Origin of the sequence: Veillonella rogosae JCM 15642 (assembly GCF_002959775.1) — a bacterium.
GTDB lineage: Bacteria > Bacillota > Negativicutes > Veillonellales > Veillonellaceae > Veillonella > Veillonella rogosae.
On record NZ_PPCX01000002.1, the window covers coordinates 233,690 to 260,445 of the forward strand.

At 35.6% G+C, this 26,756-nt stretch carries 27 protein-coding genes and 1 riboswitch; of the genes, 14 read left to right on the forward strand and 13 right to left on the reverse strand.

Features of this window, described 5'->3' with window-relative positions:
* Nucleotides 1–116 precede the first annotated feature (116 nt).
* The 8 genes from argR to VRHSUH09_RS01450 all read left to right on the forward strand — a co-directional run bounded on the left by argR (nucleotide 117) and on the right by VRHSUH09_RS01450 (nucleotide 7,804).
* Nucleotides 117–572 carry an arginine repressor gene (argR, locus tag VRHSUH09_RS01415; protein ID WP_004695825.1) on the forward strand — a complete coding sequence of 152 codons (456 nt, stop codon included), beginning with the start codon at nucleotides 117–119 and terminating at the stop codon, nucleotides 570–572.
* A 4-nt stretch (nucleotides 573–576) separates the two neighbouring features.
* Complete coding sequence (gene recN, locus VRHSUH09_RS01420; RefSeq protein ID WP_105081162.1) at nucleotides 577–2,241, forward strand: DNA repair protein RecN; 1,665 nt, start codon at nucleotides 577–579, stop codon at nucleotides 2,239–2,241.
* A 41-nt stretch (nucleotides 2,242–2,282) separates the two neighbouring features.
* A riboswitch (Lysine riboswitch) is annotated at nucleotides 2,283–2,455 on the forward strand.
* Between the two features lie 76 nt (nucleotides 2,456–2,531).
* Nucleotides 2,532–3,329: a 4-hydroxy-tetrahydrodipicolinate reductase gene (gene dapB / locus VRHSUH09_RS01425; RefSeq protein WP_105081163.1), complete on the forward strand. Its 798-nt coding sequence runs from the start codon at nucleotides 2,532–2,534 to the stop codon at nucleotides 3,327–3,329.
* 23 nt (nucleotides 3,330–3,352) lie between these two features.
* A complete protein-coding gene (locus VRHSUH09_RS01430; RefSeq protein WP_054747456.1) occupies nucleotides 3,353–4,384 on the forward strand; it encodes an aspartate-semialdehyde dehydrogenase in 1,032 nt (343 codons plus the stop codon).
* A gap of 21 nt (nucleotides 4,385–4,405) precedes the next feature.
* A complete protein-coding gene (gene dapA, locus VRHSUH09_RS01435; RefSeq protein WP_105081164.1) occupies nucleotides 4,406–5,293 on the forward strand; it encodes a 4-hydroxy-tetrahydrodipicolinate synthase in 888 nt (295 codons plus the stop codon).
* 251 nt (nucleotides 5,294–5,544) lie between these two features.
* On the forward strand, nucleotides 5,545–5,937 hold the full coding sequence (gene panD / locus VRHSUH09_RS01440; RefSeq protein ID WP_105081165.1) for an aspartate 1-decarboxylase: 393 nt from the start codon (nucleotides 5,545–5,547) through the stop codon (nucleotides 5,935–5,937).
* A gap of 70 nt (nucleotides 5,938–6,007) precedes the next feature.
* Nucleotides 6,008–6,850, forward strand: coding sequence for a pantoate--beta-alanine ligase (gene panC, locus VRHSUH09_RS01445; protein WP_054747455.1), 843 nt, complete (start codon nucleotides 6,008–6,010; stop codon nucleotides 6,848–6,850).
* 12 nt (nucleotides 6,851–6,862) lie between these two features.
* A complete protein-coding gene (locus tag VRHSUH09_RS01450; protein ID WP_054747454.1) occupies nucleotides 6,863–7,804 on the forward strand; it encodes a bile acid:sodium symporter family protein in 942 nt (313 codons plus the stop codon).
* Between the two features lie 49 nt (nucleotides 7,805–7,853).
* On the opposite strand, the gene lexA is transcribed toward VRHSUH09_RS01450, so the two are convergent.
* Complete coding sequence (gene lexA, locus VRHSUH09_RS01455) at nucleotides 7,854–8,525, reverse strand: transcriptional repressor LexA (protein WP_105081166.1); 672 nt, start codon at nucleotides 8,523–8,525, stop codon at nucleotides 7,854–7,856.
* A gap of 254 nt (nucleotides 8,526–8,779) precedes the next feature.
* Here lexA and VRHSUH09_RS01460 point away from each other — a divergent pair, with 254 nt between their 5' ends.
* A complete protein-coding gene (locus VRHSUH09_RS01460; protein ID WP_054747453.1) occupies nucleotides 8,780–9,088 on the forward strand; it encodes a LysM peptidoglycan-binding domain-containing protein in 309 nt (102 codons plus the stop codon).
* Nucleotides 9,089–9,210: 122 nt separating this feature from the next.
* On the opposite strand, the gene VRHSUH09_RS01465 is transcribed toward VRHSUH09_RS01460, so the two are convergent.
* Nucleotides 9,211–10,221 carry a site-specific integrase gene (locus VRHSUH09_RS01465; RefSeq protein WP_105081167.1) on the reverse strand — a complete coding sequence of 337 codons (1,011 nt, stop codon included), beginning with the start codon at nucleotides 10,219–10,221 and terminating at the stop codon, nucleotides 9,211–9,213.
* 105 nt (nucleotides 10,222–10,326) lie between these two features.
* Here VRHSUH09_RS01465 and VRHSUH09_RS01470 point away from each other — a divergent pair, with 105 nt between their 5' ends.
* From VRHSUH09_RS01470 to VRHSUH09_RS01480, 3 genes are all read left to right on the forward strand, one after another.
* Nucleotides 10,327–11,682, forward strand: a complete 1,356-nt coding sequence (locus tag VRHSUH09_RS01470) for a VanW family protein (protein WP_105081168.1) — start codon at nucleotides 10,327–10,329, stop codon at nucleotides 11,680–11,682.
* A gap of 189 nt (nucleotides 11,683–11,871) precedes the next feature.
* Nucleotides 11,872–12,489, forward strand: coding sequence for a phosphatase PAP2 family protein (locus VRHSUH09_RS01475; protein ID WP_024062246.1), 618 nt, complete (start codon nucleotides 11,872–11,874; stop codon nucleotides 12,487–12,489).
* A 258-nt stretch (nucleotides 12,490–12,747) separates the two neighbouring features.
* Complete coding sequence (locus VRHSUH09_RS01480; RefSeq protein WP_009351498.1) at nucleotides 12,748–13,869, forward strand: IS1249 family transposase; 1,122 nt, start codon at nucleotides 12,748–12,750, stop codon at nucleotides 13,867–13,869.
* 161 nt (nucleotides 13,870–14,030) lie between these two features.
* On the opposite strand, the gene VRHSUH09_RS01485 is transcribed toward VRHSUH09_RS01480, so the two are convergent.
* Nucleotides 14,031–15,326, reverse strand: a complete 1,296-nt coding sequence (locus VRHSUH09_RS01485; RefSeq protein WP_105081169.1) for a WG repeat-containing protein — start codon at nucleotides 15,324–15,326, stop codon at nucleotides 14,031–14,033.
* Between the two features lie 220 nt (nucleotides 15,327–15,546).
* On the opposite strand from VRHSUH09_RS01485, the gene VRHSUH09_RS10400 reads away from it, so the two are divergent.
* Entirely contained in the window at nucleotides 15,547–15,696 is a 150-nt protein-coding gene (locus VRHSUH09_RS10400) for a hypothetical protein (protein WP_009352573.1), read from the forward strand.
* Nucleotides 15,697–15,761: 65 nt separating this feature from the next.
* Here VRHSUH09_RS10400 and VRHSUH09_RS01490 read toward each other — a convergent pair whose 3' ends face one another.
* From VRHSUH09_RS01490 to VRHSUH09_RS01505, 4 genes are all read right to left on the reverse strand, one after another.
* Complete coding sequence (locus VRHSUH09_RS01490) at nucleotides 15,762–16,511, reverse strand: DUF4241 domain-containing protein (RefSeq protein WP_054747656.1); 750 nt, start codon at nucleotides 16,509–16,511, stop codon at nucleotides 15,762–15,764.
* Nucleotides 16,512–16,556: 45 nt separating this feature from the next.
* Nucleotides 16,557–17,300, reverse strand: a complete 744-nt coding sequence (locus VRHSUH09_RS01495) for a DUF4241 domain-containing protein (RefSeq protein WP_105081170.1) — start codon at nucleotides 17,298–17,300, stop codon at nucleotides 16,557–16,559.
* A gap of 1 nt (nucleotide 17,301) precedes the next feature.
* Complete coding sequence (locus VRHSUH09_RS01500) at nucleotides 17,302–18,210, reverse strand: HAD family hydrolase (protein WP_105081171.1); 909 nt, start codon at nucleotides 18,208–18,210, stop codon at nucleotides 17,302–17,304.
* Between the two features lie 139 nt (nucleotides 18,211–18,349).
* Nucleotides 18,350–19,288, reverse strand: a complete 939-nt coding sequence (locus VRHSUH09_RS01505; RefSeq protein WP_105081172.1) for a DUF1848 domain-containing protein — start codon at nucleotides 19,286–19,288, stop codon at nucleotides 18,350–18,352.
* A 146-nt stretch (nucleotides 19,289–19,434) separates the two neighbouring features.
* Here VRHSUH09_RS01505 and VRHSUH09_RS01510 point away from each other — a divergent pair, with 146 nt between their 5' ends.
* Nucleotides 19,435–20,184, forward strand: coding sequence for a class I SAM-dependent methyltransferase (locus VRHSUH09_RS01510; RefSeq protein WP_054747652.1), 750 nt, complete (start codon nucleotides 19,435–19,437; stop codon nucleotides 20,182–20,184).
* Nucleotides 20,185–20,443: 259 nt separating this feature from the next.
* Here VRHSUH09_RS01510 and VRHSUH09_RS01515 read toward each other — a convergent pair whose 3' ends face one another.
* The 6 genes from VRHSUH09_RS01515 to ribH all read right to left on the reverse strand — a co-directional run bounded on the left by VRHSUH09_RS01515 (nucleotide 20,444) and on the right by ribH (nucleotide 26,754).
* Complete coding sequence (locus VRHSUH09_RS01515; protein WP_105081173.1) at nucleotides 20,444–21,733, reverse strand: amidohydrolase; 1,290 nt, start codon at nucleotides 21,731–21,733, stop codon at nucleotides 20,444–20,446.
* Nucleotides 21,734–21,853: 120 nt separating this feature from the next.
* Entirely contained in the window at nucleotides 21,854–23,098 is a 1,245-nt protein-coding gene (locus VRHSUH09_RS01520; protein ID WP_060924575.1) for an adenosylhomocysteinase, read from the reverse strand.
* Between the two features lie 97 nt (nucleotides 23,099–23,195).
* Nucleotides 23,196–24,260 (reverse strand): S-methyl-5-thioribose-1-phosphate isomerase, encoded by a 1,065-nt coding sequence (gene mtnA / locus VRHSUH09_RS01525; RefSeq protein ID WP_105081174.1) that lies wholly within the window; start codon nucleotides 24,258–24,260, stop codon nucleotides 23,196–23,198.
* Between the two features lie 42 nt (nucleotides 24,261–24,302).
* Entirely contained in the window at nucleotides 24,303–25,097 is a 795-nt protein-coding gene (gene mtnP, locus VRHSUH09_RS01530; RefSeq protein WP_105081175.1) for an S-methyl-5'-thioadenosine phosphorylase, read from the reverse strand.
* A gap of 120 nt (nucleotides 25,098–25,217) precedes the next feature.
* Entirely contained in the window at nucleotides 25,218–26,096 is an 879-nt protein-coding gene (gene hslO / locus VRHSUH09_RS01535; RefSeq protein WP_105081176.1) for an Hsp33 family molecular chaperone HslO, read from the reverse strand.
* A gap of 196 nt (nucleotides 26,097–26,292) precedes the next feature.
* Complete coding sequence (gene ribH / locus VRHSUH09_RS01540) at nucleotides 26,293–26,754, reverse strand: 6,7-dimethyl-8-ribityllumazine synthase (RefSeq protein ID WP_009352542.1); 462 nt, start codon at nucleotides 26,752–26,754, stop codon at nucleotides 26,293–26,295.
* Between the last annotated feature and the right edge of the window lie 2 nt (nucleotides 26,755–26,756).

Below are 26,756 nucleotides of genomic sequence, written 5' to 3' on the forward strand. Positions count from 1 at the left end.
ATAACGAGTATGATATATGCGATTTATACCATATATTAATTATGAATATATGGTATAATATTATCAGAAAGATATTATTCTCTTTTATGTGCAAGTTTTAAAAAAGGGAGTTCACAATGAAACGCTATCGCTATAACAAAATTAAAGAAATCGTGCAGTCCAAGGCGATTGAAACACAAGAGGAACTAGCAGCGGCCTTATTAGAAGAAGGTATTGAAGTAACACAGGCTACAGTTTCCCGTGACATTAAGGAATTAATGTTAATTAAAATTCCTACAGGCGATGGACATTATCGTTATGCGTTATCACCTGAGGAAAACGTAGTTTTATCTCGTAGTCGCATTAACAGATTATTCCAAGATTCTTTAATTAAGGTTGATCACAGTCTAAACCAAGTTGTATTACATACAATTCCTGGCTCTGCTCAATCTGTAGCATTTTCTATCGACCATGCAAAATGGACTGAAATTATCGGTACCTTAGCAGGGGATGATACTATTTTGTTAATTGCAAAATCTGAAGCTGAAGTTCCAGCGATTTTAGCGAAAATCCAAGATTTAATGAAGGACTAATCATATGTTAACGCAAATGAGCATTCGCAACTTTGCGTTGATTGAGCAAATGAATATTTCATTTAATGATGGCATAACTATCTTTACCGGCGAAACTGGGGCAGGGAAATCCATTCTTATGGATGCCTTTAGTATCCTATTAGGAGAACGCGCGAGCAGCGAGTTTATTCGTCACGGTAAAGATAGTTTTGTTATAGACGGAATATTTGATATTGCTCATCACCAAAGTATTCAAGAATTATTAGAGTCTAAAAATATAATGGTTGAAGAAGGCCAATTAATTCTATCACGCTCTTTTAACCGTAATGGTAAATCATCGATCTTAGCTAATGATCAGCCGATACCATTGAAAGCATTAAAAGAAATTGGTCAATATTTAGCAGATATTCATGGTCAATACAGTAACCAACGATTGCTTGATGCTGATACACATCATGAATATTTAGATACTTTTAATCAAGAAGGTAAAACTGCTTATAAGGCTTATAGAGAGGCTTATAAAGTCTACAAGCAAGCTAAGCAAGAAGTAGATAATTTACAAGAGAATATGTCTGAGCGCGCTCGAGAGCTCGATATGTTACGATATCAAATCGATGAGATTGAAGATGCTGGTTTAAGCATTGGTGAAGATATTTCTATTGCTGAGGAACTTAAGCGTCTAGATAGTTTCGAACACATTGATAAAGTACTTGGATCTTGCTATGATGCCTTTTACAATGGTCGTCAACCTTTATTAGACACGATTAATTCTATAAAGGTTGAGGTGAATGACCTTGTAAAATACGATGCAGAATTAAAAGAAGTATCTGAAATGGTTGACTCTGCGTATTTCCAACTAGAAGAAGCGGCTCAGTCTTTAGACCGTTACAGAGACACCATCAGCTACGATGAGGAACGTTATAAATATTGCCAAGATCGAGATACTACCATCTATGGATTAAAGAAAAAATATGGTGATTCCGTAGAAGAAATTTTAGCATATGAAGAAAAGGCTCAAGCACGTTTAGAAGAACTAGAAGGACTTGTATTTGCTCAAGATGAATTAGAAGCTCGTCTTGAAGAAGCCAAAAAAGTAGCAGAAGAAGCATTAACAGTTTTGCACAAGGTTCGACTCAAAAATGCGAAAGTGATTTCTACAGCTTTACATCAAGAATTAGTTGATTTAGGAATGCCTAAGGGTGATATTCAATTTCATATTGAAGAAGGGGATGAACTCTCTTCATTAGGTGCTAAATCCATTGAAATGCTATTTTCTTCTAATAAAGGGGAACAATTGCTTCCGTTACATAAAGTAGCGTCCGGTGGTGAATTGGCTCGTATCGCCTTAGCCTTTAAATCAGTATTCCGTAGTGATGCTTTCAAAACTATGGTATTTGACGAAATCGATGTTGGCATCAGTGGTGATATTGCACTTAAGGTTGCAGAAAAAATCCTGAATTTATCTAAAACTAATCAAGTATTTTGTATAACTCATTTACCTCAAACAGCTAGTATTGCAAAACAACATTATCATCTCTCTAAAATAGAGCAAGATGACCGCACAATCTCTACCTTAGCAGTATTAAATGAGGAGGAACGAGTTACTCAGATAGCTTCTATGATGTCTGGTCGAGGAATGTCCACTACGGCTTTAGCTGCAGCTAAAGAACTTATTGACCATTTTAATTGACTAAAATCGCATAATTACATATACTAATAGTATTAAATGAATATGTTGATAGAGGTGCGAGTATTAAGAGTAATCATGAGGAGTAGGCATGCATTGATCCATGATAAAAGGGATGCTTGCCGAAGTTCGATGATTGCAACTCATCGTTCTGGTTGTCTATTTAATAGATAGATAACTGTCATCAATCTTGTATTGGTGGAGTGCTATCATTGAGCTTTTAGTAAGAATATATATAGCTATATAATCTATAAAGCCAGTGGATGCATCCACTGGCTTTTTTGGAGGTATATATGATTCGAGTAATGGTAAATGGCGCTGGCGGCAAAATGGGTCGTGAAGTTGTCAAAGCAGTACATAACGATCCTGAATTAACATTAGTAGGTGGCATTGACCCAACTAAGGCAGGTGAAGATGTAGGCTCCGTAGCAGGAATCGAACAAGTGGGTATCAAGATGAATGCCTCCATTGATGAGGTAATTGATACAAATAAACCTGATGTTATCGTAGATTTTACAAATCCAGCTGTTATCTATGAAAACGCGAAAAAAATGTTATCTGCTGGAATTCATGTTGTTATTGGTACTACTGGATTAACAAATGAGCAACGAGATGAGCTAGATGCAATTGGCCGTGCTAATAATGCAAATTGTTTAGTAGCTCCAAACTTCTCACTAGGTGCAGTTATGATGATGAAAGTATCAGCGGAATTAGCTCCATATTTCCCTAATGTGGAGATTATAGAGTTACATCATAATCATAAGTATGATGCGCCTTCTGGTACAGCTATTTTAACTGCTAAATTAATTAGCGATGCTAAAGAGGCCGCTAAGGTAACTGCCGATGAAGATTTAACTCGTGAAAGTTTACCAGGTGCTCGTGGTGCTAAGGTTGACGATGTTACTATCCATAGTGTACGTCTACCTGGCTATGTAGCTCATCAAGAAGTACTTTTTGGGGGATATGACGAAACATTAACTATCCGACATGATAGTTTAAGCCGTTTATCTTTTATGCCTGGTGTTGTATTAGCGTGTAAAAAAATTAGTTCTAAAACAGGTTTAACATACGGTTTAGAACATTATCTATAATATTTGAGCAAGGAGATTTATCAATGAAAAAACCTAATGTTGCAATTCTAGGTGCTACTGGTGCAGTAGGTGCTGAATTCATTACACTTATTGAAGAACGTAACTTCCCTTACGAAAACCTAAAATTATTAGCTTCTGCTCGTTCTGCTGGTACTGAACTAACTGTAAATGGCAAAACTTATGTTGTAGAAGAAGCAAAGCCGGAATCTTTTGATGATGTTGATATTGCACTTTTCGCTGGTGGTTCCATATCTAAAACTTTGGCACCAGAAGCTGCGAAACGCGGTGCTATTGTTATCGATAACTCTAGTGCATTCCGTATGGATCCTGAGGTTCCACTCGTAGTACCAGAAGTTAATCCAGAAGATATTTTGAAGCATAAAGGTATCATTGCAAATCCTAACTGCTCTACAATTATCATGAGCTTAGGCTTAAAACCGCTTCATGATATTTCTCCTATTAAACGCGTTATTGTAAGCACATACCAAGCTGTATCAGGTGCAGGTAAAGAAGGTATTGAAGAGCTTGAGAACCAAGTAAGACAATTCACTGCTGGCGAAGAAATGACAGCAAACTTATTGCCTACAGGTTCTGCACCTAAACATTATCCTGTAGCATTTAACTTATTGCCACAAATCGACGTGTTCTTAGAGAACGATTATACAAAAGAAGAAATGAAGATGGTTTACGAGACACAAAAAATTCTTCATGACGAAACTATTCAAGTAGTTCCTACTACAGTTCGCGTTCCTGTATACCGCTCTCACTCTGAGTCTGTATTAGTAGAAACAGCAGAACCAGTATCAGTAGAAGCTTTCAAAGCGGCTTGTGAAAAATTCCCAGGTTTACAAGTAAAAGATAATCCTGCAGAACAACTATATCCTATGCCTTTATATACATCCAATCAAAATGATTGTGAAATCGGTCGAATTCGTAAAGACTTGTACAATGACAAAGGTATGAATTTCTGGATTGTAGGGGACCAAATTCGTAAAGGTGCAGCTCTTAATGCATTGCAAATTGCTGAGTACTTGGTGGAAAAACAAGCATTTTAATCTTTCCAGGGGAGGACAGATATGAAAACCTTTGGTCGAGTATTAACAGCTATGGTGACATCCTTTAATAGTGATGGATCCGTTAATATTGAAAATTGTGTAACTATTGCTAATCATTTATTAGATAATGGTTCTGATGGTCTTGTTGTATGTGGTACAACAGGTGAAAATCCAACTATGTCTAAAGAGGATAAATTAGCTTTATTTTCGGCTATCGCTAAAGAATGTGGTCATAAAGGTACAATTATTGCCAATGTTGGTACTAATGATACAAAATCTTCTGTAGATTTTATAAAAGAAGTATCTAACATCGATGGTATCGATGGTTTACTTGTAGTAGTACCATACTATAATAAACCTAACCAACAGGGACAATATTTACATTTTAAAGCTATTGCGGAAGCTACTACATTACCAATTATGGTATATAATGTACCAAGTCGAGTTGGAACAGGTATTTTCCCAACTACATTAGTTCAATTACATAATGAATATCCACATGTATGTGCCGTCAAAGAAGCAAGCGGTAACTTGATGATTGCATCAGAAATCAAACGCTTAATGCCTGGAGACGACTTTATGGTTTATAGCGGTGATGATGGTCTTACATTACCAATGTTATCTGTAGGGGGATGTGGGGTAATCTCCGTAGTATCTCATGTAGCTGGTAAAGATATGAATGCTATGATTCAAGCTTTTGAAGCTGGTCATAATCATGAATCTATTCGTCTCCATCAAGGCCTATCTGAGATTATTAAAGCTATGTTTATCACTACAAATCCAATTCCTGTAAAATACGCAGCACGTAAAATTGGTTTGCCAGTTGGTGTATTTAATTTACCAATGTGTGAGCCAACTGCTGATGAAGCCGCATATATTGATAAAGCATTAGCAGAATATTTACAATAATATATAAATAATCATAAAACCAGTAACTACTATGTAGCTACTGGTTTTGTTTTATATGTCTTATATTTGTTAGTAACAGTTATAGCCTAATAACCAAAAATATAATGTGTAAATTTTATATTGTGATATAATTTCACTGGAGATAGTATTTTCAACTATACTCTAGTCTACTGTTAATTCATGATAAACAGAAATTTGTGATATTTCGAATCGACCATAAGGCGATTACATTAAAACACAAGGAGTTTAACATGGAACTAACAATGTTAAAAGGTAAAATTCACAGAGCCACTGTGACACAAGCAGAACTTGATTATGTGGGGAGCATTACTATAGATACAGATCTATTGAATGCATCTGGAATACGAGAATATGAGCAAGTTCAAATTGTAAACATTAATAATGGAGCACGATTTAGTACATATACAATTGCTGGCGAAGCCGGTAGTGGTGTTATTTGTTTAAATGGCGCTGCTGCACGGCATGTCCAAGTACATGATAAAATTATTATCATGTGTTATGCACAGCTAAATGAAATTGAAGTTGAGAGCCATAAGCCTCTCGTTGTATTTGTAGATACAAATAATAAGATAAATCAAATAAAGAACTATGAGAAACATGGTTTATTAGTTGATCAGAATTAATTGTCTTTGATCGAATTACAGTAGACTGTATAGGCCTATCTTCGTATTTACAATAAACGGAGGAATCATTATGGAACATGTAATTACAATTGAAAATGTACGCAATACGATTAGTAAATGGAAAAAAGATGGATATTCCATTGGTTACGTCCCAACTATGGGGTTTTTACACGATGGGCACGCATCATTAATAGATCAAGCAAGAAAAAATAATGATAAGGTAATTGTCTCTATTTTCGTTAATCCCATTCAGTTTGGAGAAAATGAGGATTTAAGCACGTATCCACGTGATATCAATAGCGATAAAAAGCTATGTGAATCACATGGTGTGGACCTCATATTTACACCTAGTCCAGAGGAAATGTATCAAGATAAAAAAGCCTTTGTAGATATTCTTGATTTATCTAATACATTATGTGGCATTCGCAGACCAATTCACTTCAAAGGTGTATGTACTGTTGTAGCAAAATTCTTTAATATTATTCAGCCTACAAATGCATATTTTGGTGAAAAGGATGCACAGCAATTAGCCATTATCCGTAAAATGGTTTTTGATTTAAACTTTCCTGTAAATATTATTGGTGTTCCTATTGTGCGTGAACAAGATGGTTTAGCAAAATCCTCTCGTAATACATATTTATCTAGTGACGAACGTAAAGCTGCAACTATACTATATAAATCTATTCAAACAGGAAAACAAGCCATTAAATGTGGAGCTTCTGCTGATAGTATCATTAATACTATGACAGAACTTATAAATACTGAGACCTTGGCCAAGATAGATTATATTTCAGTTGTAGATGCTAATACTATGCAACCAGTTGAAGAGATTAATGCTCCTGTTCTAGTTGCCATGGCAGTATATATTGGCTCTACACGTCTTATTGATAACTTCTCATATGATCCAAATTAGGAGAGAGAAGTTATGAAGCAACTAACAACACTAAATCAACTGATATCCAAATACTTAATGATACTAATCATAGGTTTTTCTTGTATTGCTTATATAGTGCCTTCATATTTTTCTTGGGCCATAGCTTATACACCATTTTTACTTGGAATCGCTATGTTTGGCATGGGACTAACTATTAAATTTGAAGATTTGTGTAGTATTCTCAGACATCCAAAGGATATTTGTATAGGTGTACTGGCTCAATATACAATAATGCCTTTATTAGCTTGGGGAATCTGTCAAATTTTTACATTACCTCCAGATTTAGCAATTGGTGTCATATTAGTTGGCTGCTGTCCAGGTGGAACCGCCAGCAATGTCATCACCTATATTGCTAAAGGTGATGTTCCTTTATCTGTAGGAATGACGATTACTTCAACATTAATAGCACCAATTGTAACGCCTTTACTAATTCTATATTTGGGAGGTACATGGGTAAATGTTGCATTACTACCAATGATAATAACTATGGTAAAAGTAATTATAGTTCCCATATTATTAGGTGCAATCATCCAATATGTTTGTAAATCACGGATTAATACATTAACTAGTGTAAGTCCTATTGTTTCTATGATTGCTATAATATTATTAATAGCAGCCATTATAGCCATTAATAGAGATAAACTTTTAATTTCTGGTTTAGAAACATTACTAGTTGTAGGCATACATAATATACTCGGCATGCTTTTAGGATTAGGTGTAGGATATATACTTAAATTAAGATATGATAAAACTACAGCGTTAGCGATTGAGGTAGGGATGCAAAATAGTGGTTTAGCAGTCACATTGGCGGCAACAAATTTTGCATTAAATCCTTTAGCAACTCTAGTAGGAGCTATCTTTAGTGTATGGCACAATATATCAGGTGCTATTTTTGCTATGTTACGTAGAGAGAATAGTTTACGTAATATATAAACTTAATAGATACAAGAAAAAACCGGCAACCATAAGTTGCCGGTTTTTTCTATATTCTATCTCGTACAAGGCCAATGACAAGACCTTCAATATGACAATCATCAACAATGATTGGATCGAAATCATCATTTTCTGGTTGCAAACGAATGTGACCATTTTCTTTATAGAAACGTTTTACTGTAGCTTCATCATCGATACGTGCCACAACAACATCACCATTATTAGCCGTATTTTGATGGCGTACGATGAGCATATCACCTTCATACATACCAATATTCATCATGGATTCGCCTTGAACGCGTAGTAAAAAGCAGTCAGAATCACCAGTTAATTGAACAGGTAATGTAAGAGTAGATTCTAAATTTTCTACCGCTGTAATAGGCATACCTGCTTGTACAGTACCAATAAGAGGAACTTGTTTTAAACCAGCGCCTAAGAACTCAAAATTATCAGAACTTGATGTTTCATTACCCTCTACAGAAATAGAAGGTTTTGTATCCTCTAGTACTGTAATAGCGCGATTTTTATTAGGATCTCGTTTAATATAACCAAACTTTTCAAGAGCATTCAAATGAGATTGCACAGTAGAAGTAGAACTAAGGCCTACATGGGTACAGATTTCTCGAACAGTTGGACAACGATATTCATTATGTAAAGAGTCCTTAATAAAATCTAATATACGGCGCTGTTTTGTATTAATATCTGTAGCAGGGCGTCTCACGATGAACCTCCATAGTCAATGTAATGTCAAAATAATATCAATATGTATATGCGGAAAAATTTACTCATTTCGTACTATATAATAAAAACATAAGATAATTACTTATCTTATATACCTATTATAGGCAATTTTAAAAGTTTTTGCAAACATTTGTTCTAAAACACTTGACCGAACATTCGTTCGTGTGCTAATATAAGCATGTAAACAAACAAATGTTCTCAGATATTATGTTCGATGTAAATGTGAGGTATGAGATGAAAAATATATTAATGATGGTAGGAATGTGCTTAACAATCTTGTTCGGCTATAATATGACAAATCCTGTAACAGAAGCAAACACACATGCTATCCGTGAAGTAAAAGTACAAGCAGGTGATACGATGTGGGATATTGCAGCTCGCACAGCTCATAAAGATATGGATGTTCGTGAAATGGTATATGCTATGAAGGAACTCAACAAAATTGATGACTCTGGTGCATTAGTTCCTGGTACAGTTTTAAAAATACCGGTTAAGAAAAATGATAGTCCTGTTAGAGCTTTGGACTATGTGGCTCAAAACTAAATATATATGGGTATAACCCAAACGAAAAAGCAGCTACTTAATAGAGATAGCTGCTTTTTGTTATCTAATGTATGTAATTATACGATTTATGGATACTATCTTAATCAACTGATTTATAATTATCATCTAAATCGTTTTTCAAAAATAGTAGAAATAGGATTATCCACAAACTTATTGGCTTCATTAATATAACGACGAACCATATTAACACTATGATGACGTGTTTGTCTCATAATATTACGTTCTTCCACACCATAAGCTGCCGCAGTTGTTGCAAAGCCATGACGTAAACTATGGGCTCCATACATAGATGGATCAAGACCAATGAGAGAAACATATTTTTTTACAATTTCTGCAATCATTTTATCGGATATGCCTGTTTTACGAAGTGACATATTTTTAGTAAAACCTCTAAATACAGGCCCTTCAGTAATACCAGAGGCACGTAACCATTGCTGTAAGGCACGTACTGCGTCTAACGGAGAACCAGATAGATGAGGAATCGCTACAACAGCACCTTGACCTTCTTGGTCTGCTTTTGACGATGGTACAAAGATTTCAACACCTTGTGGAGAAAACTGTAGATGTTCTACTGTAATGGCCGCAATTTCACTACGACGAAAAGCGCCCATAAATCCAATTAAGAGAATCGCTTTATCACGTAATAATTGCAACTCAGGCACATCTAGTTTGTCCATACACTCTAGAATATCTTCAATATCTTCTAGAAGAACTGGTGTTTTACCTTGTTGAAATGTACCTTTTAAGCGTCTAATCCCTCGTAAAGCTTGCTTTACTATAGGTGCCATACAAGGGTTATCTCTATGACCAGAGGCATTATAATTCTCCGATATGGCGCTTATGCGACGAGATATTGTATTAGCCTTAGCATAATCAGCTAGATCATTTATGTAGTTCACAATTGTTTCTGATGTAGCTGGAAAATAAGATACCTTTTGATAAGTACACCAATCTACGAAATCGTCCCAATCCGATTCGTAGGCATCAACAGTATTTTCAGCCTTAGATAATAATATGCTTTGTTTTGCTTTCATAGACAACTTGGTACTATTCATAAGCGCATCATTATTGCGCAAATAGAAATGTTTCTGTTGCTCTTTAGACTTTGACATAGTTCACCCTTACTCTAAAATTATCAATATAATTGTACCATAGATTAGACAGTAATATGCTATAATTAGAGAATATGATAACTAATTCGGGAGAGTTTATAAACAATGACGAAGAAATATATTTTAGTAGGAACTATGCTTGTTCTCTTAGGGACAAGCGGCTGTTCATACATTCCAACAGAAAATATTTCTTATGGTGTATATTACAATGATACAGATCTATCTAATACACCTAAGAATGAATTACAGGCTCGCTTACAAGAGTTAAATAGTAAAATGCCTCAAACTATATCTATTGATATGGGCAATAATAAAAAACAACAAGCTACCTATCATGATTTAGGGATCCAAATCGATACAGATGCTATGATAAAAGCTATTTCTACATATGGCTATGAAGATAATATGTGGACACTACTTTCAAATCGATTTAATGCCTTATTCTACGGTTATCATTTTAAACCACAATATAAGCTTGATGAGGTAAAAGGTAAAACCTATCTAAGCGAATTGGCTAAAACAATTGATACGCCAGGACATGATGCATACCTTACCATTGAAAATGGACAAGTTGTATTACACCCTGCAAAAGAGGGTAAGCGTATCGATATTGATGCTACCCTTAAGAAATTAAAAGATGATTTGCAGGCCGGTGATAGTATTAACTCCTTATCTATGGTATTTACTACACAGAATACCGTAAAAGTAAGTGATGCCGATCTAAAACCTTTGAATACGGTATTAGCTTCTTACACTACAGAGTATGATCCTAGTAATGAAAGTAGAACCCATAATATTCAATTAGCATCTGATAAAATAAACGGTACCCTAATTAAACCGGGTGCACAGTTCTCCTTTAACGATGTTGTAGGTGAACGTACTGCAGAGGCTGGCTATGATGATGCACCTGTTATGATTGATGGTAAATTAGTTCCAGGTATTGGCGGTGGCATTTGCCAAGTAAGTTCTACCATATTTAATACAGCTTTACTATCCGGTATGAATATTATCGAGCGTACACCACACTTTGAGCCAGTAGGATATATTCAAGCTGGTCGTGATGCTACCGTAGCTTGGGGCTATTTAGACTTTAAGTTTAGAAATCCTTACCAACAATCTATTTATATCCTTAGTGTTATGAACAATGGAACGTTAACGATCTACATTATAGGTACGGCTCAAGATAAGCCTAAAAATGTTTCTATTTCTGTAGGAGACTATGGCGAAATTCCTAACAAGACTATCACTAAGGTAGATCCTTCATTAAAAGAAAAAGAAGTGCAGGAGGGGCATGTAGGTTTAACAATGAATACGTATAGAACCATTACCTATGGTAACTGGGTAACGCAAACAGATTCCTTTGAGTCCGTATATGATCCAGTAGATACGATTATTACAATGCCTGCAACACCTGCAGCACCACCAAATCCACCGAAAAAACCGGACAAAAAGAAATCATAATTAAAGATTTTATTAAATATAGCCTAAACTATTGACCATATGATACAAATAGTTTAGGCTATTATTTGAACTATACATGAGAAATTATTTGAACATAGTCCAATATGTAAAAATAGATATCTTAATGACAAAGAAAATTTATCAATTCATTCTCAATAATTATCATTTACTAAAATAGAAGAGGAAGTTATGGACTCAATTTTACAATTTGATCACTCTGTGATTTTCTATGTACATGAACACCTTGTATATAGTTTTTTAACGCCAATAATGGCAATTATTTCTAAAATCACTAGTAATGGCGCATTATGGATTCTAATCGCATTATTATTGATGATTCAAAAAAAATACCGCGTATTAGGCGTAGCCATAATTATTGCCTTGGGATTTGTATTTATCATCGGTGATCAAGGATTAAAACCTAATGTGGCTCGTTTAAGACCATTTGTAGATTTTCCGAATGTTACGGTACCATTAGAGTCAGCTTTACCAAAAGCGACAAGTTTTTCATTCCCGTCAGGCCATAGTTTTGGTTCATTTGCATCTGCTATGACCATTTACCTAGGCTTGAGCCAAATAGCGCCTCAGAAGCGATATTTAGGGATTTTAGCCTTGGTATTGTCAGTAGTAGTAGCATTCTCTAGAGTTTACTTATTTGTACATTATCCAACAGATGTATTAACAGGCTTAGTATTAGGGATCATCGTAGGGTTCATCGCTTGGAAGTTAGCAAGAGTTGGTTGGAACTGGTGGACTAACCGTAATAATGATGTAGAATACGAACCGTATACATTTAAACGTAAATAAGCTCAATAAGCTAAAAAACTATATAACATAAGGGATTGGGCCATTTAGGCCCAATTTTCGGGTTATAGGACAAAACGTGTTGGTTTTATAGGCGATGGGGCCAGTAAATTACTGCTTCCATCGCCATTTTAAGTTCTTTTGATAAACTTAGAGGGTGGACAAAATGTGTTGGTAAAAAGTCCCAAACCCCTTGATTTTACTGGCTTCAATAAGGTTATATCTTCTTAGAAAATCGTGTTCTAAGTGGAGGGAATAATCATGCTGGTAAGATGTATAAATTGTGGATTTTCTTGTCAAAAATATGGGAAAACTAAAGCTGGATCACAACGATGGCATTGTAAGCAGTGTAACATCACCTTTACACAAACTATTGATAATACTACTAAATGTTTTCATCGATTTCTAAATTGGTTATTTAGTAAAGAAACACAACAGGACATGCCTGGGCAGGGCCGTACATTTCGTAGACAGATAGCTGATTTCTGGCAAATATGGCCTATGCCGCCCAAAATTGAAACCTCGAGAGATGTGGTATTCGTTGATGGTATTTACTTAGCTAAAAAAGCTTGTATTTTGATCTGTTATGATGGTGAATATGTATTAGGGTGGTATTTATGTAGGTCAGAACAGTCTCGCTCATGGCAAGCTCTTATGCAGCGAATAGCGACACCCATTGTGGTCGTTTCTGATGGTGGACCTGGTCTTAGAAAAGCATTAAAAAAAGTTTGGCGTACCGCCAAGCTTCAACGTTGTATTGTTCATGCCGTATGGCAAGTACATCGTTACACTACTAGGCGGCCTAAGACATTAGCAGGCATTATGTTAAAAGATTTAGCAAGCGATTTATATAACGTAAAAACACAGGAAGATGCAAAAATATGGATTCAACGATTATTTAATTGGAGGGTGACTTTTAAAGAGTTTCTAAGTGAAATGACACGTGATAGTAATGATAATTTAAGAGCTACGCATGAACGATTATTAAAAGCCTATAACTCTCTAGTGGTATTAATTAATACAGAGACAATGTTTCGATATTTAGATGAAACATTGGTGTTGGATAAAGAATGTCCGAGGACTAATAACCCTATTGAAGGCGGAGTAAACGCACAACTCAGACGTTTATTGCGTTACCATCGAGGGATGTCTGTAGAAAAACGCATAAAAGCGGTCTTTTGGTGGTGTTATTTACACTCACCAAGACCGCTTTCTGCAAAAGAAATACTTAAGGTAATGCCAACTGATGCAAGTATTTCTAAAATATATAGTTCTATGAATGAAAGAGCCCAACTTCAAGGCATAATTCCAACTTGGGGGGATGCCATTTCTTGGGGTGATTTGCATAACTATGACAAATTATCTTTCAATGATTGGGATTAAAGTACCAACACGTTTTGTCCTATAACCCCAATTTTCTTATTATAATTACTTCCGATAATATATCGTTATCGGAAGTAATTTAAAAACAAAAAAACTAGCCTATATTTCTATAAGCTAGTTTATGTAAGTTACTTTTAAAAATAACAAGAATGCACTCATTATTAATCAAAGGATTCCATTTCTTTAATATATGCAGCTAATAATGGCTCATCTATGGTGACTTTATCAAATTTAGGTTCAATGCCTATGTGGCCTTCATAATCCATGAGACCATATTTACTATTAGACTTATAAACATATAAGTCTTTATAGAATGATGTTATATCGTCATCATAATTCGGTAATTGGAATAATTCATATCCTGTGTTAGTATCTATGACATATTTTCTTTGGCCTTTAGTTGCGGTCGTCACCTTATTCAATACATAATTAGGCTTTGATGTATCTATACTATCATATCCATCATTATATAAAATACCTAAATGCGCATTAAATATTTGAACACCTTTTGAATGTTTCAATACAAAACTACGATCACTTAATCGTTCATAGGAATCAAATTCAAAAGGTACAACTGTTTTATTTAGCGAATCAATAATACCATACTTACGATTTTTATCAGTAGCTATAAAATAATCAAACTTTTTACCTAAATGTTTGATTGATGTATATACTGCAGGAATTACTAATGTATTCTCATTTGTTCTCATTCCGTACAATGTATTGCCTTTTTTATCTATTTCTGTAAATAAAACATATTCATTTGATGGTGATCTACTGAAAAACTTCTCGGTAGAAAAGTCACCATATCCAGAACCATCACCTGTAGTTGATTTCTCATAGTTATTTGTATGTATTAGGTTCAGAGCTTCACTTTCACTTAGTAATATTCCCTCATCTGTTACGTATTTTATATATCCATCAGCAGTATGTATTTCAAACAAATTCTTTTTATCTACTGCTGACCAATAAAATTTAATATTCTCCCATCCACCCTTTATGGGATTATTCATGATTTGAATACCATTACTTTTATCATATAAATACCAATAGTCCCCTTTTTGTCCTAATATTAATTTATCATTGATAGCGCTATAGTTATGTACTACATCATTAATAGCATAGGTACCATTAGAATTAACTAGTTTAAAACCTCCATCGGTTAAGGCTCTAGCATAATAGTAATCAAATTCATATTCATAGCCTGCAGGTAAATAAGCTATGTTACTTAAATTAACATATCGTTTTTGACCATTTTCATAAAAGGATCCATACACAAATTCATTAGAGGCTTTCATATAATCTATGTGTAAGTTATCATATGGACCAAGTATCCAACTCCCTTTTTCATCGACGATAGTATTACCAGCTGGGGATTCTAAGGTAATATATTCTTTTGCAGATGTTATATTACATGCAGCCAATGCTATAGCTAATCCTAATATAAATTTTCTCATATATAGATCTCCAGTAAACAAAACAATAATAATTAATCTCATAATACCATAATTAACTTTTTTAATTAAATGATTCCTTTACATACGCTTACAAATTATAACAATCTAATAAGAACTTACTATTTAAATAAAATTGTATATTGAATTTTTTAGAATTAGGTTGTAAAATAATCATATAAGCTATCTAATTTACTCATATCAACTCTTATGGAGGTATTATATGTGCTGGTGTGATATTGTAAGTAAAGCCAAAATTGGCGGTTTAAAACATTTAGGTAATGGTATGGAAAGTTCCTTAAGATTCCTTGCGGAAATTGTTCTTACCCTAAGTATTATTCGTGTACTTGTAAACTGGATCTTTGGTATTTAAAGCTCTAAACTAAATAAGATACTATAAAAGGCGCTTAGTTATCTAAGCGCCTTATTTATATTCAATTATATTTGATGATTAGTTGTATCACAGCTAATATATTCTACAACTATTTGGCAAATATCTCCATCCCTATCAATACCCCAATATACAGGATAAAGACCACATCCGTATCCTGAGCGTATCATAGGAAATGATAAATTGGTATCTGGAATTTCAAAAATAATCCAATCTCCGAAAGGTTGTTGATATTTAGGATTATCTAATGCATTTTGTTTAAACTTTTCCTCTAATAAATCTAAGTAAATATTACCATTTGGATAGTTTTGATACCATTGATCTTCAAATTTTTTATAAGCCTCTGCTGTAGCTACATCAACAATGGTTGCCAAAGCACTATCTACAGAAAAGCCAACAAAACTTTCCTCACCGGTTAATTCAGAAAGGTCTTCATCGCCAATAAGCGCTAACTCATATCGTACTGGTTTTGTACTTTTAAATAACACTCTAGTTAAAACATAACCATAATCATTTGGACCTAATTCAGCAACTAATGTTTCAACGGGATATGTCCCAGGTTCAACACTCCTAAAATAAGGAAGATTTTCTAAAGTACCTAGATTTACAACGGGATCACATGCAAAGATATGTCCTGTTGTAAATGTAAAATCACCCATTGGTAATCTATATAACTTTTTATCAAATAGTTCTTCAGCATTAAATATATCATCATAATTGATAGGTGCCTCTAATTTTCCTTCACTATTTAATTGATCATATATAGTTAGCCATTCTTTAGAAAGCTGATTCCTCATTAGTATTTTCTCCTAAAATTTATGAAATACATTATAAATTAGAGATTACTGATACGCTTCGCTACAATCAATATATTCCATAATAAGTTGGCAGATTTGTCCATCTTTATCAAATGCCCAGTATACAGGGTATAAACCATCACCAAAACCAGATTGAATCATTGGTACAGTTAATTCTGTTTCAGGGATGGTAAAGTTAATCCAGTCCCCTTTAGATCGTTGGTATTGAGGATATGCCATAGCATTTAATTGGAATAAATCGCTATAGTAATCATCATAAATGTTCTTATCAGGATAGTTAGTATGCCATTGATCGTAGAACTTTCTGTAGGTCTCAATTGTTTCAGCATCCACAACTGTAGCAAGACCAGAGTCTACCGGGAAACCGATGAAGCTTTCACCATCATCTAGAATTTCAATATCTTCTGTACCTTTCAAAGCTAATTCGTAGTTTACCGGCTCATTTCCATTAAATATAACACGGCTCGCCACATAACGATATTGATTTGGTTCCATTTCAATGATTTTAGTTTCCAATAGATACGTGCCTGGTTCTACCGTTCTAATATAGGTATCAGGTTTGCTCGGTAACGTTACCAATGGGTCACAACATGTAATATGACCTGTTGGGAAGTTTACAGTCCACATAGGCAATGTATGTAAAGGAAACCCTTTTAGCTCTTTACGAGCGAATAAATCGTGATATGGTACAGTAGGTTTTAACTTACCTTCAGAGCCCAATCGGTTGAATGTTTGAATCCATTCGCTAGTTAATGTAGATTTATCCATGTTACTCCTCTGCTTCGTATTTACAATGAATATATTCGCCCTCTAATACTTCGTAGGCTGCTGTTTTACGTATAATTTGCTTTACTAAGGTATCTAGCTTTGAACCATTTGAATAGTCTGCTGGTGCATAATACCGAATACGATGATGACGCATCATTTTATATACCTTATCTTTATCCTTTTTAATAGGATCATATACACCTATGGAATGACCACCATTGGCATTTACAAGGCTCATGCAAGGAATATCTGTATCGCTATCCCCAATATAGATCATATTCCGGAACGGCACTCGTTGATTTTCAGGCTTAATATAATCATTAACACCTGTATCATTAATATCGAGAATTCCTTTTTGTATGCGGAATAAAAATTGTGTTTTATTTGTATAGTTAATAGCTTGAGCTGGCCATACGGCTACGCCTTTATCATCGAACATAAATGCACTAGCATAGATTTTGGTGAAAGCCCCCTCTTTTGCCATTTCAGTGCCTTCAATCATGTCTTTTAAGCCAGAAGAAATGATGTAATGCTCAATGCGTACACCATGTTCTAAACCATAGTCCCGAATACGTTCAAACCAAGTACGAACGCCTTCGTATAGTTCTACTTGATTGCCATATTCCATAAGCTTTTCTTTCGTTACATAGAAATGGCCTACAGCCTCTTGAATCATCTTGTACATATAGGCTAAGTTATTATCCATGTCATTCTTTTTAGCCAATTCATTCGATTCTTGCCAGAATTGTTTAATTTGCTCTTCGTTATAGCCAACAGATTGAATAAAACCTTGTGCCTGCATATCATCAGGGGTTAAGGTTTTATCAAAATCGTAGCACATGGCTAGTACTGGCATAGACGCTTCAGAAGATTCTAAGGATTCTTTACTGTCAGTCTTATAGGTGATCATAATCCACCTCCTTGTAATAATACATAAACAATTAAAAGTCGTTTAACTCTCTTATATTCTTGAGGTGACCCAACACCTTTTGTTTATATTTTACACGATACGTCAATGTTTTGAGTTTCGTAATTCCCCATAATTCTAGTTAAAATAAGCTATCTTGTGTAAAAGTTTCGTCTACAATCCAGCTCTTATCCGTGCTTTCTTTGATAATTGCTGTTTTTGAAAGTGATCCAATGAGTAAGCTAGAATTTGGATCATGTTTCATTTGATTTTGGCGAACTACAGCTTGATTCGTATTGGCATAACAATAACGACAGAAATGACTACAAGTGTCATAGGCACCTATATCACCATGTAAATAACAATTACACTCTGGTCTAGCTGGTGTTCGTTTCGGTGCTTTTAATTTTACGTTCCAAGCACGTTCATAACAGTCTAGTGTAAGACAGCCCTCTACATTAGCACCTAATTCTTTGAAAACGTCCCCTTCTCCACAGGTTTTAAGTATCATTTGATGAGAATGAGCTATAGATACTAATTCTTTAATAATCTTCGTCTGAATATCTAAACTCGGTCTATAGCCTTCAGGAAAATTATGAGCTACCTTATCAAAGATATCTAAAAAACTAACGATAACTGTATCAGTATAGCCCTTTAAAGACTTTGCCATTTTATAAAAGCTTTCAAAATGAAAATCTATGGTATATTCATTGGTTAAAATAATTGGATCATAGCGCCACACCATAGACTGAGGATTAAGCTCATTGGAAATATGTTTAAAACCATCTATTATAGACTCATATGGCGGTACATAGGGCTCAATATCACGTCCATAAGGTGTTATCGTCATATGCCAATATTGCCGATACTCTTCAATTTCATTTATTAATGGTATAAATGGCAAGGGATTTTTCGTACAAAAAGCAATACCATCTACTACTTCGCGATTAATAGTATAACGCGTTATTTGTAGTGGATTATAAGGATTTCGAACGTCTACGAAACCTTCATGTATACGATTAATCAGCCATTGACCATAAAAGGCAGGTATATCTGTACGTTGTCCAGTTTGTAATATCATAGCGCTGCCCTTTCATTAAACAAAATATAAAAATATTATAACATATCTATCCCTATGTATTTATAGTATAAATGTGATTTTTGCTGTATAGTTTATTCATTGTTTATGGTACTATAAAGATTATAAAATATGAGGAGAACTAACGTATGAACGATATTTTTGAACAGAACCATCCTATGAAGGATGATAAAAAATTTATTACATCCTATTGGACAGATCGAGCTCACGATTTTGGAGCTTTACGAGCTAAAGAATTAGAGAGCCCTAAACTTAAATTATGGAGAGATGAACTAACGAGTCATATCTTTGATTCTGATCGCTCTTTACGTATTTTAGACATTGGTTGTGGTGCAGGCTTCTTTAGTATTATCCTCTCTCAACTAGGACATACAGTACACGGCATCGATATTACGCCTAATATGATAGACGAAGCAAATCAACTGGCAGAATCCCTTGATAGTGATGCTACCTTCTCCGTCATGGATGCCGAAAATCTTAGCTTTGACTCCAATACCTTTGATATCGTTGTAGCCCGCAATGTAACATGGAACTTACCACATCCAGATAAAGCCTATGCTGAATGGTTACGCATCATTCGTCCAGGCGGTTTAATCCTCAATTATGATGCGGAACATGCTCGCAATCACCATGACTTACCACAATCTGTTCATCATGCCCATGAACATGTAAGCAATGACTTAAAAGAGCGGTGCCATACGATTTATCATATGCTTGAAATTTCTTCCTTTACACGCCCTCAATGGGATAAAGAACTACTCACAAAGTTAGGTGCTAGCTCTGTTAGCGTTGATACCACCGTAGGATCTCGTATTTACAGTGAAGAAGATGAATTTTATATTCCTGTACCAATGTTCTTGGTGAAAGTAATAAAATAGCATTTATAGTAAAACATTATAAAATAAACCCACTCCATATAATATGTATCCCTTTATTAGTTATATAGTAAAGGAACATATCATACTATGAGTGGGTTTTCTTGTATTTATTATTTCTTATTGTCTTTGATGATAGAATCATCAAAGTAACATAGCAGTACCTCGCATGCAAACTTATATTATATAAATACAAACCTAAGTAGTACTACAATAGACAACAAGAAGTTAATCAATTACAGATATAGTTTTTACTAAAATATTAGTTACTGAAATACTCTTGAGCCTTAGTGATTTCTGCGCGAAGTTTTTCTTCATCAATAGTAAGCAATTCTTTGTCTTTCATAAGAACTTTGCCACCTACAATTGTAGTATTTACATCAGAACTGTTTGCAGAGTATACAAGTGCCGCTAAATCGTTGTAACGTGGCATCCAGTGCATACCAGATACGTCATATAGTACGATATCTGCACGATAGCCTTTCGCTAAAACACCAAGGTCTGTATAACCAAGTGCTTTCGCTCCTTCTACAGTGCCCATATGCCAAGCTGCTTGTGCAGGAATCGCTTTAGGATCGTAGAGACGTGCTTTATGTAAGGTAGCCGCAAGGCGTACTTCTTCAAGCATGTCCGCATTATTATTAGATGCGGAACCATCCGTGCCAAGCCCAACAGTAATACCTTTACCGATCATTTCAGGAACGGGTGCAATACCACTTGCTAATTTAAGGTTAGATTGCGGATTATGTGCTACTGCTACATTGTTTTCAGCCATAATTGCCATATCTTCATCTGTAACATGAACACAGTGTGCAGCTAATGTAGTATTCCAGAATAAACCTAGGTCATGCATATGAGCGATTGGAGTTTTACCTGTAGCTTTCATTACATTCTCCACTTCCCCTTTAGTTTCAGACAAGTGCATGTGAATGCCACAGTTTAATTCATGAGATAAGGAGATAACCTTCTCCATATAAGCATCTGGACAAGTATATGGCGCATGTGGTCCAAGTAATACCTTGATGCGGTCATTATCAAAGCCATTCCATGTACGGAATAAATCAGCATTCTCAACTAATGCTTGATCTGCTGTTGGAGAAACACCTGCTAAGCCACGAGATAATACAGAGCGAATACCCGTTTCTTTTACTACCTCAGCGGTAGTATTCATAAAGAAATACATGTCGCTAAAGGTTGTAGTACCAGTGCGTAGCATTTCCGCAATGCCAAGTTGTGTGCCATAACGTACGTAATCATCGTTTAGTTTAGCTTCTGTCGGCCAAATCGCAGTTTCAAGCCATTCCATAAGCTCAAGATCATCTGCATAGTTTCTAAATAGCCCCATCGCAATATGAGTGTGCGTATTTACAAGACCTGGCACTGCCAATTGGCCTTTACCATCTAGTACGTCCTTAGCAGCATCTTTTGCTTTAATAGCATCACTATCCTTTAAAATAGCTGTAATATAGCCATTTTCAATTTCAATAGCATGATTTTTAAGAACGCCCTCATCGGTGAGGACGTCTACATGAGTAATCAATAAATCGGACATAGTCTTCCCTCATAGGTATAACCGAGCCATAAAAGCTCGGTTATAGTTATTAATTCTGAAAGTATATAGTAGTAATAATACACCTAAGCCTATCATTTACTATTACATTTCCATTCAATATTAGTTTACTTTTGTTAAGTAGTCGATTTGTTCTTGTGTCAAAGAATCTAAATCATAGCCCATAGAGTTCAATTTAAGTTTAGCGATTTCCACATCTAATTCATGAGGCAATACATATACTTTTGGCTCCATTTCTTTGCCGTTTTTCAAGATATGCTCTGCAGCAAGAGCTTGCATAGCAAAGGACAAGTCCATGATTTCTGCTGGGTGACCATCACCAGCTGCAAGGTTAACTAAGCGACCCTCAGCCAATACATATAGTTTACGGCCATCAGCCATCGTATAGCCTTCGATATTTTGACGAACACGCTCATGGCTTACAGCAAGATCAGCTAATTCAGCTACATTTACTTCACAGTCGAAGTGACCTGCATTACACATGATTGCTTTATCTTTCATCACTTCGTAATGTTCTTTTACAATAACATCTTTACAGCCTGTTACAGTACAGAAGATATCGCCCACTTTAGCTGCTTCAATCATAGGTAACACTTTGAAGCCATCAAATACAGCCTCAACGGCTTTAATAGGATCTACTTCAGTTACATATACGTGTGCACCAAGGCCTTTTGCACGCATAGCAACGCCTTTACCGCACCAACCGTAACCAGCAACTACAACATTTTTACCTGTTACAGTTAAGTTAGTAGTACGCATGATACCGTCCCAAACGGATTGGCCAGTACCATAACGATTATCGAAAAGATATTTACAATAAGAGTCATTTACAGCAATCATAGGGAATGTTAATTGTTTAGCATTCTCTAATGCGTATAAACGATGTACCCCTGTTGTAGTTTCTTCGCTACCACCGATAAGGCGTTCTTTAGCGTCTTGACGTGTAGTATGTAACAAGTTTACAAGGTCACCACCGTCATCGATGATGATATGTGGTTTATGATCTAATGCTTTATGAAGGAAATCAAAATATTCTTCATCTGTGCAATCATACCAAGCATATACAGTGATGCCCATATCTACAAGGCCAGCAGCAACATCGTCTTGTGTGGACAATGGATTAGAACCAGTTACGATAACATCAGCACCACCGCGTTTTAAAACAGTTGCAAGATATGCTGTTTTTGCTTCCAAGTGAACGCTAACAACAATAGTTTGGCCTTTGAAAGTTTGTTCCGCTTCAAAACGATCGCCTAATGTATTTAAGGTAGGCATAAAGTTGGAAACCCAATCAATTTTTTTACGGCCTTCTGCTGCTAAGTTAATATCTCGAATTAAGGATTGCATAATAACTCCTTTTACTAATATGAGTTGATATAGTTAAAATAAAGATTTGATATAGTTAAAATAAAGATTTAATAGTAAACCCACTTGGATTTGTTTGTTATTTAGATTCTACAATTTGGCGTAGCTTACCGATTGACTCTTCGTAATTTGGAGTCAATACACCTTCTTCAGTGATGATAGCAGTCACGAGGTCATGAGGTGTTACATCAAATGCAGGATTGAGTACACCAATGCCATTAGGAGCTGTTTGAACACCATGTAGAGATGTTACTTCATAATCGTCGCGCATCTCGATAGGAATATCGCTACCATTTTCCAAAGTAAAGTCAAATGTACTATAAGGTGCCGCCACATAAAACGGAATATTATGGAATTTAGCGAGAACGGCTACACCATAAGTACCAATTTTATTAGCTACATCACCTTTTGTAGTGATGCGGTCCGCACCGACGATTACAGCATCAATAAGGCCTTGCTGCATAGCATAAGCAGCCATATTATCTGTTTCTAATGTTACAGGGATACCATCTTCGTGAAGCTCAAAAGCAGTTAGACGAGCACCTTGTAATAATGGACGTGTTTCATCGGCATATACCCGTTCTAGTTGACCATTTTCATGGAGCTTACGGACAACACCAAGCGCAGTACCTAAACCACCAGTAGCTAGTGCACCAGCATTGCAATGGGTTAAGATGCGAATATTGTTCTTACCTTCAAATAATGTAGCCCCTGCTTCGGCCATACGACGGTTCAAAGATACGTCTTCTTCGTGAATGATAATAGCCTCTTTAGTAATAAGGTCTACTACTTCACTCATAGAAGACATACTTGCCACATTAGCTTTTACAAGAGACATAACACGATCTACAGCCCATGCCAAGTTGATTGCGGTAGGACGTGTTTCCTTTAATGTTTCACTAAAGTCATATAGACTCGTTAATTGCTCACCAAATGGAATCTCTTGGCGACCTGCTTCCATAGCCGCTAAGATTAAACCATAGCTAGCTGCTACACCGATAGCTGGAGCCCCACGAACGCGAAGCATCTTAATAGCCTCAGCTACTTGGCGCCAATCAGTACAGTGCACATAGGAAATCTCTGTTGGTAATTTAGTTTGATCTAATAATACTAGCGTATCTTTACGCCATTCAATATTAATCATAGCGTCTCCTTCGATGAACTATTGTTTTCTAGTATAAATGGATTATAATTTAAAACCACCATATTCGTGCATGCGATTATGAGCATCATAGCGAGCATCTACATCGATTGCATCAATAGTACCTAAGATAAGAGATTTAAGTTGAGCCGCCATATCACCCATCATTTCTACTACTTCACCATGAGTCAAGGCAGCGTCGGAAATACCTGCTGCATAGTTTGTAATCATAGAAATTGTGGAATAAGCCATTTCAGCTTCGTTAGCAAGATTTACTTCTGGTACATTCGTCATACCAACTGTATCGCCACCGAGCATGTGGAACATTTTAATTTCCGCTGGTGTTTCAAAACGAGGACCTTCTGTACATACATAAGTACCACCGTTATGAATTGTAAGACCTTGTTCTGTGCCAACCTTTTGAAGAATATTACGCAATTCAGGGCAGTAAGGATTTGTTACATCAAGATGTGCTACTGGACGGTCACCACCTTCATAGAATGTAGTGATGCGGTTCTTAGTGAAATCTAAGAATTGGTCAGTCAAAACAAAATGACCAGGCTTGAAGTTTTCATTCAAGGAACCTACCGCAGTTGTAGAGATAATAAATGTAACGCCTAATTTTTTGAGCCCCCAAATATTAGCACGATAATTGATTTTATGTGGAGGAATTGTGTGATCTTTGCCGTGACGAGCAACAAAGATGACTGTTTTTCCGTGGTATGTACCTTGTACATAATCTATTTCACCATATGGTGTCATTAAGGATTCTTCATGAATATTTTCAAAGATGGACGGATCATAAACGCCAGTACCACCAATTATGCCAATTGCACTCATTGTGACCTCCTAATATTAATAACTCTTATCTTTTATTTTCTCATAGAATACAAAAACAGGCTATAGGAAAAACCATATAGCCTGTAATTTTTATAAAGGTTATTTTATTCTTAATAGTAATTATTGTACGGGACCTTTTGGTTCGAACATATCTTGTAATTCTTCACGACTGAAATGATATTTTTCATTACAGTAATGACATACAAGCTCTGTAGTTTCGTCTTCTAGAATAGCCTTTTTATCGTCTTCACGCAATGTCATAAGAACACCGGCAAAGCGGTCGCGACCACAGCGACATTGGAAGTTAACAGGCTCATTATATACCTCATTAACAGTTAGGCCGTCTAATACGCGCTCCATCAGACCTTTACCATCTGGATGTGCTTTCAAATATTCTGTAATAGGACCTAGTTCATTAATATTTTTCTCTACTTGCGCCAATGCTTCATCAGTAGCATCAGGCAAAGCTTGTACGATAAAACCACCGGCTACAACGGTATGGTAATCTGGATCTACCAATACGCCAAGGCTGATGGTAGACGGTACTTGCTCAGAGGCATATAAATAGTAAGCTAAGTCCTCTGCTACTTCACCACTTTGAATTGGGCTTGTAGAGGTATAGTCTTGGGCCAATTGTGTAAATCTCGTAACCTGTACTTCCCCATTATGACCTACTGCAGCGCCTACATCAAGCTTACCAGCATGCTTCAAAGGTACGTCAACATGAGGTTCATCTACGTAGCCTCGAACCGTATTATCAGAAAAAGCATCTACGTGAACTACACCTAGTGGACCATCACCTTTGATGCGTAGGCTTACATTTTCATGGTTTTTAAAATCACCTGCTAATAAAATAGCACCTGTCATAGCTCGACCAAGAGCCGCAGTTGCTACAGGCCATAAATCGTGACGTACACGAGCAGTTTCAACTGTATCTGTTGTTACAGCTAAAGACATACGAACCCCTTCTCGGGTAGTAAAACGTTTAATATAATCCATTCTATCAATCCTTATGTTTACTTAATCTATTTAGATATATTTTTATGTTGCTTATATAGTATATCACGTCAAATATGTACATTCAAATTATAGAGAATATATGTTCGTCTAGACTGTTTTTAATGTAAAAGAACATATTTTCGATATTATAAAAACACCCAGTATCATAAGACACTGGGTGTTTTGTATATAATTCTTAGATTTGATCGATAAGGTTAACCATTTCAATAGCGCCCATAGCACAATCATAACCTTTGTTACCCGCTTTAGTACCTGCACGTTCGATAGCTTGTTCAATGTTTTCTGTAGTTACTACACCGAACATAACAGGAACACCTGTTTCTAAAGAAACATGAGCAATACCTTTAGCTACTTCATTACATACATAGTCATAATGAGTGGTAGCACCACGAATTACGGCACCAACACAAATAACTGCATCGTATTTACCAGATAAAGCAGCTTTTTTGGCAATCAAAGGAATTTCATAAGCACCAGGAACCCAGATTACAGTGATATCTTCTTGTTTAACATCGTGACGAAGTAAGCAGTCTTCAGCGCCACCGATTAATTTAGATGTAATGAACTCGTTAAAACGAGAACCAATAATAGCAAATTTTTTACCAGTACCTAATAAGTTACCTTCTTGAACCATCATGA